Source organism: Pseudomonas sp. 44 R 15 (assembly GCF_900004965.1).
GTDB lineage: Bacteria > Pseudomonadota > Gammaproteobacteria > Pseudomonadales > Pseudomonadaceae > Aquipseudomonas > Aquipseudomonas orientalis_A.
In genome coordinates this window covers 11033-25121 of sequence record NZ_CVTU01000081.1, presented here as the reverse complement: position 1 = coordinate 25121, position 14089 = coordinate 11033, and the positions used below count along the sequence as shown (strand labels likewise).

The window sequence follows — 14089 nt, the reverse complement described above, 5'->3', positions numbered from 1 at the left end:
CGCCCCATCAACACCGTACCGAACACCACGCTTTGCTTGCCTGCCAACACACTCAGCACTTGGGCCCAGGCCATATGGAACACGCTCGCCGCGCTTACGCCCAGATGGCGTGCCTGCTCGCGTACACGTTGATTGAGCGCTGCCGACAGCGGCAGGTCCGCTTCGACGATATCGCGGCCGTCGCCCTGCACATCCTGCAGACCGAAAGGCAAGGTCGGCTCGCAGATATCGCTGAGCATCTGACGGAAAAACGCCTCGTGCTCCTGCTCGCTGACGCCCAGTCGCGCCTGCGCCACGTAATTGCGAAACGGGATGGGCTGGCCCAATTGTTCGCCACGGCCTTGCAACAGCGCCTGCAGTTCATGGCGCACCACGTCCAGCGCGCTGTGGTCCAGGGCCATATGATGAAACAGCAGCATTGCCACCACGCGCTGGCCGGGTTCGTCCCAGGTGCGCACCAGGCGCAGCAGAGGCGCCTGGGTCACGTCCAGGCGGTAATGGCGAACATCGAACAGCTGGCGCAACTGCTCTGCGATATCGCCCTCAGCCGGGTCCAGCTCAAGGGCTTGCACCGGTAGCCGGGCCTGGCGCCAGACCACTTGCGAGGGCTGTTCGAGGCTTTCCCAAACCACGCCGGTACGCAGGATATCGTGCCGATCCACGACGCTCTGCAAGGCGTTGGCAAACTGCTCGAAGCGCGCCAGGCTGTCGAAGGCGAACTGCGACTGCATGATGTACGGGTCACCCTGCTCCGTGCTCGCGTGGTGGTACAGAATGCCTTCCTGCAACGGCGCCAGTGGGTAGATGTCCTGGATATTCGCCACCCCGCCCTCGACGGTGGCGACGATCCGCTCGATCTCGTCCTGGCTCAGGGTGGACAGGGTCAACATGGCCGGGGTGATGCGCTCGGCGCCCGGGGCGATGCCGTTGGCCGGTACTTGCACCTCACCGGCTTTGCCGGCCGAGTATTCACCCGCCTTGATCCGTTCGATCAGGGCCGGCTTGTGTTCGCGCAACGCAGCGAGGATCGCCGGGTCGCTCAAGGCTTGCTTGTTGCCTTGTACGGACAGTTGCTCGCCTTTGAGCGCCAGTTGCACATCCTTCGTTTTCAGGGTTGCCAGCAATTGTTGGATGTTCACAGGACGATCTCCATTCGTTCGGTCATTGCGGCGTAGCCGGCCAGGGTCGGTTGCTCGAACAGCCCTCGCACATCGGCTTCCATGCCTTCCTGGCGCAAGCGCCCGATCAAGCTCACGGCGAGCAGCGAATGCCCGCCCAGTTCAAAGAAATTGTCATGGCGCCCTACTCGCTCCACCTTCAGCAGCTCGGCCCAGAGTCGGGCCAACAGTATTTCGCAGTCGCCTTCGGGCGCTTCGTACTCACGCACACTCAACGACGCCGTGCCCGGGGCCGGCAGCGCCTTGCGGTCGAGCTTGCCATTGGGGCTCAGGGGCAGCGCGTCGAGGTGCATGAACAACGCGGGCACCATGAAGTCCGGCAGGTGCTGCAAGAGCTGGCTGCGCAGGGCGTCGATGGCGGTGGCCGCGCCGGTGTAGTAGGCGACCAGGCGATCTTCGCAGGCCACGACCACGGCATCTTTCACCGCTGGATGGTCGATCAGTCGCGCCTGGATTTCCCCCAATTCGATGCGCAGGCCGCGAATTTTCACCTGGTCATCGTTGCGGCCCAGGTACTCGAGATTGCCGTCCGGCAGGTAGCGGCCAAGGTCACCCGTGCGGTACATCCGGCCCGCGCTGAACGGGTCCTCAAGGAAGCGTTCGGCGGTCAGCTGCGCACGGTTGAGATACCCCCGCGCCACCTGCACGCCACCGATGAACAGCTCACCGACCACCCCCAGCGGCACCGGCTGCAATTGGGCGTCCAGCACGTACATGCGTGTGTTGGCAATCGGCTTGCCGATCGGCGTGTTGTCCGGCACGTCGCTGCGTGCGCAGTTCCATGCGGTCACATCCACTGCGGCTTCGGTCGGGCCATACAGGTTGTACAACCCGATGCCCGGCAGTTGCTGCTTGAAGCGTCGCACCAGGCTGCCCGGCAGCGCTTCACCGCTGCAGATCACGCGCACCAGCCCGGCGGCCTGGCTGACATCGCCGTGGGCCAGGAATACGTCGAGCATCGACGGCACAAAGTGCAGCGTGGTGATGCGCTGCGCCTCAATCACTTCACACAGATACGCCGGGTCCTTGTGGCCGCCCGGACGTGCCATGACCAGGCGGGCGCCGGTCATCAGCGGCCAGAAGAACTCCCACACCGACACGTCGAAGCTGAAGGGCGTTTTTTGCAACACCGCATCCTGCGCGTTGAGGCCATACGCGTCCTGCATCCACAGCAGGCGGTTGACCACCCCGGCATGTTCATTAATGACCCCCTTGGGTTGGCCGGTGGAGCCGGAGGTGTAGATCACATAAGCCTGATGCCGGGCGGTAAGCTCCGGCACGCTGGGATTGGTGCTCGGCTGGTGCTGCCAGGTGTCGCAGTCCAGATCAAGGGTGGGTATATCACCGAGCAAGGCGCGGGTTGCGCCGTGGGCCAGCACCACCACCGGTGCGCTGTCGTGCAGCATGTAGGCGAGGCGCTCGTGGGGATAGGCCGGGTCAAGCGGGACATAACCGCCGCCGGCCTTGAGGATGGCGAACAAGCCGATGACCATGTCCAGGCCACGCTCCAGGCACACCCCAACCCGCGACTCGGGCCGTACGCCCAGTTCACGCAGGTGATGGGCCAGACGGTTGGCCCGCTCGTTGAGTTGCCGATAGCTCAGGCGTTGATCGCCCGCTTTCACGGCCTCGGCATCCGGCGTGCGTAAGACCTGCGCCTCGAACAAGCCGTGCAAGGTCTGGTCAAGGTTGTAATCGACTGCGGTCGCGTTGAAGCCGTGCAACAGTGTCTCGCGCTCCTGCTGCCCCAGGATCGACACGCGGCTGATCGGCAGGTGCGGCGCCTGTTCCAGCGCCTCGACCAGCCCAAGCAACGCCGTCTGCATATAACCGCAGACGCGTTGCGCTCCAATGTGCGCGGGGGTCATGACGGTCAGGCGGAAACCCTCGCGCTGGTCATCGACGTTCAAGGTCAAGGGGTAATTGGTGCGTTCTTCACTGGCCAGGGTGTGAATCCCTTGCCATGCCTGCGACACCGTCGCCTCCTGGCTGGCGCTGTGGCGGTAATTGAGCACTGCACTGAACAACGGCAGCGGCGCGGCGACGCCACTGCAACGCTGGGCCAGAGCCAGGGAGGCATGTTCATGGCCGAGCAGTGCCGTCAGGCGCTCATGGGTGCGCTTGACGGCCGCGCGTACACCGGTCTCATCAATATCCACGCGCAATGGCAAGGTGTTGATGAACATCCCCAGTGCACGGTCGCTGCCTTTGCCCCCCTGCATACGGCCGAGCAGTACCGTGCCGAAGACCACGCGGTGCTGGCTGCTGGTGCTGGCCAGCACCCGGGCCCACGCCAGATGAAACAGACTGGCGGCGCTGACACCCGAGAGGCGGGCCTGCGCCCTCAGACGCTGGCTGAAGGCCGGGGCCAGGCTCTGCTGCACCTCTTCGATTGCACTGCCGTCACCTTGGACGTCCTGCAAGCCGAACGGGAGCGTCGGCTCGTCGATGTCTCCCAGCATCTGGCCAAAGAACGCTTCATGTTCGTGCTCTTCGACGCCCAGACGCGCCTGAGCCACATAGTTGCGGTAAGGAATGGCTGCTTCAGCGATCCGGGGCTGCCCGAGCAAACTGGCTTGCATCTCCTGACGTACGCTGTCGAGTGCCGTGTGATCAAGGGCAATATGGTGGAACAGCAAAATCGCAACGACCCGCTGCTGACCGGGGTCCTCGGCATACACCAGGCGGATCAGCGGGGCCTGGGACATCGGCAGCCGGTAATGGCGCGGGTCGAAACGCTGGTGCAACTGCTCGATGACGTTGCCTTGCAGCGATACGCATTGCACGGCCAGTTCAGCCTTGCGCCACACCACTTGCAGCGGTTGCACCAGGCCTTCCCAGACCACTGCGGTGCGCAGGATATCGTGGCGATCGATCACCTGCTGCAGCGCCTGGGCAAAGGCGTCCAGGCGTTCAAGGCTGTCAAACGCCAGGTGCGATTGCAGCAGGTACGGGTCGCCCCGCTCGGCGCTGATGTGATGGTAGAAAATGCCTTCCTGCAACGGCGCCAGCGGATAGATATCCTGCACATTGGCGGCGCCGCCGGGCACTTGGTCGATCACCTGATCCAGCGTCGATTGCTCCAGCGTCACCAGCGACAGCATGTCCGCCGTGATGCGTTGGCAGCCGTCGGGAATACGGTTGGCCGGCACCTGCACTTCGCGACCACTGCCCACGGCGGCGGCCAGCGCGGCCAGGGTCGGCTGGCTGAACAGCACGCGCACATCGGCGCTCAGGCCGACCTGGCGCATGCGCTCGATCAGGCTGACGGCCAGCAATGAATGCCCGCCCAGTTCGAAGAAGTGGTCATGGCGCCCCACCTGCTCCACCTGCAGCACGTCGGCCCAGATCCGCGCCAGGCGGGTTTCCACTTCGCCCTGGGGCGCTTCGTAGTCACGGGTCAGCAGCGCGGCTTGATCGGGGGCCGGCAAAGCCTTGCGGTCCAGCTTGCCGTTTGCGGTCAGGGGCAAGGCCGCAAGTTTCACGTAGGCCACCGGCACCAGGGCCTCGGGCAGTTGCGCCTGCAGTTGCGCGCGCAGCGTGTCGATCGACAGCGCCTGGCGTTCGGTGAACCAGGCGATCAATCGGCCTTCGCGCAACAGCACCACCGCTTCCGCGACGCCGTCGAGCGCGGCCAGGCGGCTTTCGATTTCGCCCAGCTCAACCCGCACCCCGCGCAGTTTGACCTGGTCATCGTTGCGCCCCAGGTATTCCAGGTTGCCATCGGGCAGCCAGCGCACCAGGTCGCCGGTGCGGTACATGCGCCCGGGGTTGAACGGGTCTTGCAGGAAGCGCTCGGCGGTCAGGTCCGGGCGATTCAGGTAACCGCGCGCCACGCCGCGGCCACCCACATACAGCTCACCGGCCACGCCCACCGGCACCGGACGCAGGTGCGCATCCAGCACATAGCTGGTGGCATTGGCGACAGGCCGGCCGATATGCAAAGGCTGCCCGGCACGCACACGCCCGGAGGTGGCGACCACCGTGGCTTCGGTGGGGCCGTAGTTATTGATCAGGGCAAACCGTCGTTCCTGGCTGAACTGGCGCAGGCGGTCGCCCCCGATCAGCAGCATGCGCAAGGTCGGGTGTTGCAGGTTCAGGCTGAAGGCGTACTCGGCCACCGGGGTGGGCAGAAAGCTCACGTCCAGCGGCTGCGCCAGCCACCAGGCCAACAGTTCGTCGATGTTTTCATTGCCCACCTCGGCGGGCGGCAGGTGCAGGGTCGCGCCCACGCACAGCGCCGGCCAGACTTCCCAGGCCAGCGCATCGAAACCGAAACCGGCGACGCTGCTGGTATGGCTGGCAGCCCGCAGGCCAAAGGCCTCGCAGTGCCAATGCACGAGGTTTTCCACGTGGTGATGCTCCACCATCACGCCCTTGGGCTGGCCGGTGGAACCGGAGGTGTAGATGACGTAGGCCAGGTGCGCCGGGGTCAGTGCGCCCAGTTGCGGATTGCTCACAGGGTATTGCTGCAAGCCGAGGCCGTGCAGGTCGACACTGGCGACGCCGCCGAGCAGGTCGCGGGTGCAGGCTTGCGAGAGTACCGCCACCGGTGCGCTGTCCTGCAACAGGTAGGCGATCCGCTCCGCCGGGTACGCCGGGTCGATCGGCACATAGCCCGCGCCGGCCTTGAGAATGCCGAGCAGGCCCACCAGCATCTGCGGGCCGCGACGGCAGCAGATCGCCACGCGGTCATCCGGCTGCACGCCAAGCCCGAGCAGGTGATGGGCCAGTTGGTTGGCGCGTTGATTGAGCTGCTGATAGGTCAGCGCCACTCCGTCCTGCATCACCGCAATGGCCTCGGGCTGACGCTCGGCCTGGACTTCAAAGGCGCCGTGCAGGGTGTGCCCGCGCGGGAAGTCATGGGCGGTGGCGTTGAATTCGCGCAGCAGCGTGTCGCGTTCCGCCGTCGGCAGAATCGGCAGGTGGTGCAAGCGGGTGGCCGGCGCGTTTTCCAGGGCGTCGACCAGCTGCGCCACGGCGTTGTGCATGTAGTCGCACAGGCGCTGGGCGCCGATCTGCGGCAACGCCAGCACGGCCAGGGCAAAGCCTTCGCCCAGGTCATCCACACTCAGGGTCAGCGGATAGTTGCTGCGCTCTTCGCCGCCGAGCAGCTGTACGCCCTCCCAGATCCCCTGACCGTCGCGGGCCATTTCACCGGGGCTGCTGTGGCGGTAATTGAGCAAGGCGCTGAACAGCGGCGTGGCCGTCGCCACCCCACTGCAACGCTGGGCCAGGGCCAGGGAGGCATGTTCATGCCCGAGCAAGGCGCTCAAGCGTGCATGGGTGGCCTTGACCGCGTCGGCGGCAGCGGCCGCCACATCGACCCGCAGCGGCAAGGTGTTGATGAACATGCCCAGCGCACGATCCGCACCATCGCCGGCCTGCATGCGCCCCATCAGGACGGTGCCGAACACCACGTCGTCGCGCCCGGACACCAGCCCCAGCACCTGCGCCCAGGCCAGGTGCATCAGGCTCGCGGCGCTGACGCCCAAGCGGCGTGCCTGCTCGCGCACCCGCTGCGCCAGCTCGGCCGGCAGCTGCCGTGCGGCTTCTTCGATGGCCCGGCCATCGCCCTGCACATCGTGCAAGCCGAACGGCAACGTCGGCTCGTCGACATCGGCGAGCATGCCGCGGAAGAACTGCTCATGCTCGGCCACGCTGACCCCCAGCCGCGCCTGGGCCACGTAGTTGCGAAACGGCGCGGCTTCGGGCAAGTCATCGGCCTGATCCAGCATGAAGGCACGCATCTCCTGGCCCACCACTTCCATGGCGGTATGGTCCAGGGCCAGGTGGTGGAACAGCAGGATCGCCGCGACACGCTGATTGACCGGGTCCTGGGCGTAGACCATGCGCAGCAGCGGCGCCTGGGTGATGTCCAGCCGGTAGTGCCGCGCATCGAAGCGCGCATGCAGTTGTTCGATGATGCCGCCGTCGGCCGGGTCCAGGCTGACGGCCTGCACCACCAGCTGCGCCTGGCGCCACACCACTTGCACCGGGCTGTCCAGGCCTTCCCAGACCACCCCGGTGCGCAGAATGTCGTGGCGCGCCACCACCTGTTGCAGCGCGCCCATGAAAGCGTGCAAGCGCTCAAGGCTGTCGAACGCCATGCGCGATTGCAGCAGGTACGGGTCGCCCTGTTCGGCGCTGACGTGGTGATAGAGGATGCCTTCCTGCAACGGCGCCAGCGGGTAGATATCCTGCACGTTCGCCGCACCGCCCGGCACGTTGGCCACGATGCGTTCAATGGCGGCTGCGTCGAGTTGCACCAGGCTCAGCATCGACGGGGTGATGTGCGTGCAGCCTGCCGGGATGCCATTGGCCGGCACCACGATTTCACGCCCGCTGCCCACCGCCGCCGCCAACGCCGCGAGGCTGGGCTGGCTGAACAGCACGCGTACATCGGCGCTCAGGCCGACGCGGCGCATGCGCTCGATCAGGCTGACGGCCAGCAACGAATGCCCACCCAGTTCAAAGAAATGATCATGCCGGCCGACGCGCTCGAGCTTGAGCACGTCCTGCCAGATCTGCGCCAGCAGGGTTTCCACCTCGCCCTGGGGGGCCTCGTAGGCACGGCTGAGCAGGGCCTGCGGGTCTGGCGCGGGCAAGGCCTTGCGGTCCAGCTTGCCGTTGTTGGTCAAGGGTAAATGGGCCAGCGGCATATAGGCCGAGGGCAACATGTAGTCGGGAAGCAGGCCTTGCAGGTGGGCGTGTACCTCATCGATGCCCAGCGCGGCGTCGGCCCAAGTGAAATAGGCCACCAGGCGCTTGTCCCCCGGCACGTCCTCACGGGCCAGCACGGCGACGTCGCGGATGCCCGCGCAGCTCGCCAGACGCGCCTCGATCTCGCCCAGCTCGATACGGAAACCACGGATTTTCACTTGGTCGTCGTTACGCCCAAGGCATTCGAGCAAGCCGTCCACCGACCAACGCCCAAGATCACCCGTGCGGTACATCAAGGCGTGGGGCTGTTCGGAAAACGGGTCGTGCACGAACTTTTCGGCGCTCAGGTCCGGGCGGTTCAAATAGCCCTTGGCCACGCCATCGCCGCCAATGCAGATTTCGCCAGTGATGCCCAGGGGCACCGGCTGCAACTGCGCGTCCAGCACATAGATCTGCGTATTGGAAATGGGCCGCCCCACCGGCACGCTCTCCACGTCATCGGCAAGTGCGCGCACTTCGTAGGTGGTGGCGTAGGTGGTGGTTTCGGTCGGGCCATAGCAATGCACCAGGCGCAGTGCCGGTGCCTGGGCCAGCAGGCTGCGGAAGGCGGCCGGGTCGGCGCGCTCGCCGCCGCACAGCAGAATGCGCAGGCCGGCCAGTGCCTCGGGGATCAGTTGCACATACTGGTTGAACAGCGCGGTGGTGACGAACAACACCGTGGCGCCCGCCAGCTCGGCGCCGAATGCCTGCGGGTCGAGCAAGGTGGCGTGGTCGATCACCAGCACCTGCCCACCGTTGAGCAGCGCGCCCCACACGTCCATGGTGCTCGCATCGAACGCCGGGTTCGACGCAAAGGCCACGCGGTCCTGGGCATTGAAATCGGCGTAGCCGTTATTGATCACCAGCCGGGTAATGCCGCGCTGGGGTACCAGTACGCCTTTGGGCGTGCCGGTGGAACCGGAGGTGTACATGATGTAGGCCACGCTGTCGGCGGACTGTTCCCGCTCGGGATTGTCGGCCGACAGCCCGTCGAGGTTCAGCCCGGCCAGGTCGTCCAGCACCAGGCGGGCGCCGCTGTCCTGCACCATGAAGGCCTGGCGTTCGGCCGGCGCATTGACGTCCAGCGGCACGTACACCGCCGCGCACTTGAGCACGGCCACTTGGCTGACCACCAGGTCGATGCCGCGCGGCAGCGCCAGGGCCACCGGCTCGCCAGGTTGCACGCCCTGGCCGATCAGGTAGTGGGCCAGGCGATTGGCGCGGCGATTGAGGTCGCGGTAACTCAGGGACAGCTTGCCCTGCACCACCGCCACCGCTTCAGGCCGTGCCAGCGCCTGGGCTTCGAACAGCTGTGCAACGCTCAGATGCGCAGGGTAATCGCGGCGACTGGCGTTGAACTCCACCAGCAATTGGCGGCGCTCAGCCGGCGGTATGATCGACAGCGTTTGCAGCGCGGTGGTCGGCGCCTGTTGCAGGGCCGTCACCAGGTGGCGCAGCGCGGTCAGCATGTAGTCCGCCACACGCTGCACGTCCAGCGTGGCGATGCCTTGCACGGTGAGGGCGAAGCCTGCGCCCAGGTCATCGACGTTGAGCACCAGCGGGTAGTTGCTGCGCTCTTCGGAGCTGAGTACCTGGATGCCGGACGCGGCGAACGGGCTGTCACCCGGTGCTTCATCCGGTGCGCTGTGGCGATAGTTGAGCAAGGTACTGAACAACGGCAACGACGCCGGCACACCACTGCAGCGCTGGGCCAGGGACAACGAGGCATGTTCGTGACCGAGCAATTGCGCCAGGCGTGCGTGGGTGGCGCGCACACCGGCCTGCACGCCCGTGGCGCCGAGGCTGACCCGCAGCGGCAAGGTGTTGATGAACATCCCCAGCGCCCGATCGGCGCCCTCGCCGCCCTGCATACGACCCAGCAACACGGTGCCGAACACCACGTCGCGCTGGCCGGACACCTGGCTCAGCACCTGCGCCCAGGCCAGGTGCACCAGGCTCGCGGCACTCACGCCCAATTGCCGCGCCTGTTCGCGCAGGGCCAGGCTCAGCCCCGCCTCCAGCGGCAGATGGGCTTCGACGATGCCGCTGCCGTCGCCATTCACATCCTGCAAGCCGAAGGCCAGGGTTGGCTCGTCGATATCGCCGAGCATCTCGCTGAAGAAAGCTTCGTGCTGCGCCTGACTCACACCCAGGCGCGCCTGGGCCACGTAGTTGCGGTACTGCACCGCGTCGGGCAACTGCGCGCTGCGGCCGCACAGGCTGGCACTCATCTCTTGCACCAGCACGTGCAGGGCGGTGTGGTCGAGCAGGATATGGTGCAGCAGCAGGATGCCGACCAGGCGCCCCGGCTCCTCGCTGTACGCCAGGCGCATCAGCGACGCGCGTGACAGGTCCAGGCGATAGTGACGAGGGTCGAAGCGCTGTTGCAGAGACGCCAGGGCATCGTCGCCCGTGGCCTCGACCCGCTCGACCGCCAGCGGTGCCTGGCGCAGCACCACCTGCACCGGTTCATCCAGGCCTTCCCAGAGGATCGCGGTGCGCAGGATGTCGTTGCGCTCGATCACGCTGTGCAGCGCCTGGACAAACCCGTCCACCGCCGTCTGGTCAGCGAAACTGAACTGCACCTGCAACACGTAGGGGTCGCCCTCTGCGGTTGCCAGGTGATGGTAGAGAATCCCGGCCTGCAACGGCGCCAGGCCATATATGTCCTGCACATTGGCGATGCCGCCGGGTATCGCCTGGATGATGTGGTCGATGGCGGCCTGGTCGAGGTCGACCAGGGGCAGCATGTCCGGGGTGATGGCCGCGCTGTGTTCTTCAATGAGATTGGCCGGCACCTGCACTTCGTGGTGCCCGCCGACCGCCGCCGCCAGTGCCGCCAAGGTCGGCTGGCCGAACAGCACGCGCACATCGGCGCTCAAGTCTACCTGGCGCATGCGCTCGATCAGCTTGACCGCCAACAGCGAGTGGCCGCCGAGCTCGAAGAAATTATCCTCGCGCCCCACGCGGTCGACCTTGAGCAAGTCCTGCCAGAGCGTGGCGATGGTGGTTTCCACCACGCCCTGGGGCGGTGCATAACCGCGCCGGGCCAACGCGTCGGTATCAGGTGCGGGCAAGGCCTTGCGGTCGAGTTTGCCGTTGGTGGTCAGCGGGAACCGCTCCAGCAGCACAAAGGCAGCGGGCACCATGTAATCGGCCAGGCTCAGCAGCAAATGGTCGCGCAAGGCGGCCGCAGTGGGCGCACCGTCGGCAATTACGTAGGCCACCAGACGTTTGTCGCCGGGGGTGTCTTCCCGGGCAATCACCACGGCGTCGCGCACGCCGTCGGCGGTGGCCAGGTGGGCCTGGATTTCACCGAGTTCGATACGGAAACCGCGGACCTTCACCTGGTCGTCGTTGCGCCCCAGGTACTCGACGCTGCCGTCGGCCGACAAGCGGCCAAGGTCGCCGGTCTTGTACATGCGCAGGCCGGTGGCCGGGTCGTGCAGGAAGCGTTCGGCGTTGAGCGCGTCACGGTTCAGATAACCGCGCGCCACCCCGGCGCCGCCCACATACAGCTCACCGACCACACCGAACGGCAGCGGCTCGCGCTGTGCGTCAAGGATGTACAACTGCAAGTCCGGAATGCGCACGCCAATCGGGCTTACGCCGACCAACTGCGCATCGGCCGCTTCCAGCGCGCGGTAGGTCACGTGCACGGTGGTTTCGGTGATGCCGTACATGTTCACCAGTTGCGTACCGGCATTCACCGCCCGTGCATACCAGGGCTTGAGCATGCCCGGTTCCAGCGCCTCGCCGCCGAAAATCACCTGGCGCAACGAATGCGCCTGGTCGCTGTTGCCCTGGGCCGCGATCAACTGGCGGAACGCACTCGGCGTCTGGTTGAGGATGCTGACCGAGGCTTCGCAGAGCAGCGCGTAGCACTCATCCGGTGAACGGCTGACCAGTTGCGGCACGATCAGCAACTGGCCGCCGTGCATCAGCGCACCCCAGATTTCCCACACGGAAAAGTCGAACGCGAAGGAATGGAACAGCGCCCACACGTCGTGCTGGTTGAAGCCGAACCAGTGCTGGGTGGCGCTGAACAGGCGCGCCACCTGGCGGTGTTCGATCATCACGCCCTTGGGCTGGCCGGTGGAACCGGAGGTGTAGATGACATAGGCCAGGTTGGCCGGGCTCAGGTGCAGGCACGGATTGACCGTGGCCTGTTGGTGCAGGGCGTCGAGGTCGATCTGCGCCAGGTTGCCCACCAAGTGCCGGGTGTCGGCTTGCACCAGCACCGCCACCGGCGCGCTGTCGCCCAGGGTGTAGGCGATGCGTTCCTGCGGGTACGCCGGGTCGATCGGCACATAACCGGCACCGGCCTTGAGGATGCCGAGCAGGCCGATGATCATCTGCGGGCCGCGCTCCACGCAGATCGCCACGCGCGCGTCGGGGCGCACGCCCTGGGCCAGCAGCGCATGGGCGACCTGGTTGGCGCGTTCGTTGAGTTCACGGTAGGTCAGGCAGCGTTGTTCGAAACGCACGGCAATCGCGTCGGGGCGGGTGGCGGCGTGGGCTTCGACTTGCTGGTGGATCAGGACGGTGTCGGCGTAGTGCGCGGGGCTTTGGTTTACGGAGCTTTGGTTTACTGAGCTTTGGTTGAGGCGGTGCAGCAGGGTATGGCGTTCGGAGTCAGGCAGGATGTTCAGGCCGCTGAGCGGCATATCCGGTCGCTGTTCAAGCGCATCGGCCAGACTTTCCAGCGCCGTGTGCAGGTAGCCGGCCACGCGTTGCGCGCTGATGGACGCATCGACCATCACCGTCAGCGCAAAGTCTTCACCCAGGTCATCGACGTTGACCGTCAGCGGGTAGTTGGTGCGCTCTTCGGCGCCGAGCACCTGGATGCCTTCGGCCACGTCGATCACCGCGTGCATGTCGCTGGCGGCGCTGTGACGGTAATTGAGCATCGCACTGAACAGCGGTGCAGGCGCCGCTACGCCGCTGCAACGCTGGGCCAGCGCCAGGGAGGCGTGCTCGTGCTCAAGCAAGGTGGTGAGGCGCTCGTGGGTGGCTTTGATCGCGGCGCGCACGCCTTGCTCGCCGACATCCACGCGCAGCGGCAAGGTATTGATGAACATGCCCAACGCGCGCTCACCGCCCTCGCCCGCGCCCATGCGGCCGAGCATCACGGTGCCGAACACCACCGACTCCCGGCCGGAGACCACCCCCAGCACCCGGGCCAGCGCCAGGTGCATCAGGCTTGCCACACCCACGCCCAACGGACGTGCCAGGCTGCGCAGGCGCAGGCTGAGGGCATGCTCAACCGGCAGGCGCGCTTCGTCGATGCCAAGGCCATCGCCCTGCACGTCCCGCAGGCCGAAGGGCAACGTCGGCTCATCGATGTCGGCGAGCATGTCGCGGAAGAAGGCTTCGTGGGCCTGCTCGCTCACACCCTGGCGCACCTGGGCGATATAGCTGCGAAACGCTACCGGCGGCGCGGCCTGCGCCTGATTGCCGGCGAGGTACAACTGGATTTCCTCGCGCACCCCATCGAGGGCGGTGTGATCGAGGATGGTGTGATGAAACAGCAGCATCGCCACCACGCGTTCGTTGGCCGGGTCGTCGGCGAACACCAGGCGCAGCAACGGCGCCTGGCCCAGGTCCATGCGATAGGTGCGCGCATCGTAGCGTGCGAGCAGTTGCGCCAGGCGGTCGGCACCGTCCAGATGCGCCTCTTCACAGGCCAGGGTTGCCTTGCGCCACACCACCTGCAACGGCTCGTCGAGGCGCTCCCAGGCCATCGACGTGCGCAGGATATCGTGGCGATCAATCACCCATTGCAACGCCTCGGCGAAGCCGTGCAGACGTGCGCGGCTGTCGAACACGAACTGCGCGTGCAGCACGTAGGGGTCGCCCTGCTGTGCGCGAAGATGGTGGTAGAGCATGCCTTCCTGAAGCGGCGCCAGGGGGTAGATATCCTGCACATTCGCCGCCCCGCCGGGGATCGCCGCGACGATGCGGTCGATGGCCGGCTGGTCGAGCGTGACCAGGGGCAGCATGTCCGGGGTGATGCCATAAGCCGGGCTCGACCAGTCGCCGCCATGCGCCGCGACCCACTCAAGCAGTTGGGGTTTATGCGCGATCAGTTGGTCCCACAGCGCGTCATCCAGCGCGTCGTCATCGCCCAGGACGATCAGGTCGCCCTCTTCCGTCTGCAGACGGATCGCATGGGTGGAAATCGCTGCCAGTAATTCGCTGAACTGCAT

The 14089-nt window shown here is 66.2% G+C and carries 2 protein-coding genes (1 of these 2 only partly in view); both read right to left on the bottom strand.

Going from position 1 to position 14089, the window contains the following annotated elements; translation table 11 throughout:
* Positions 1-1139, bottom strand: the 5' portion of a protein-coding gene (locus BFP93_RS10160) for a non-ribosomal peptide synthetase (protein ID WP_065892975.1). Its footprint begins 13333 nt before the window's first position; 1139 of the gene's 14472 nt are visible here — the first part of the coding sequence; it begins with the start codon at positions 1137-1139; its stop codon lies beyond the left edge, outside the window.
* Positions 1136-14089 (bottom strand): non-ribosomal peptide synthetase, encoded by a 12954-nt coding sequence (locus tag BFP93_RS10155; protein ID WP_065892974.1) that lies wholly within the window; start codon positions 14087-14089, stop codon positions 1136-1138. The genes BFP93_RS10160 and BFP93_RS10155 overlap by 4 nt, the downstream gene beginning before the upstream one ends.

Bases quoted from the DNA above. Each gene is read 5' to 3' on its own strand.
- BFP93_RS10155 (WP_065892974.1), bottom strand. From the start codon at position 14,089: ATGCAGTTCAGCGAATTACTGGCAGCGATTTCCACCCATGCGATCCGT.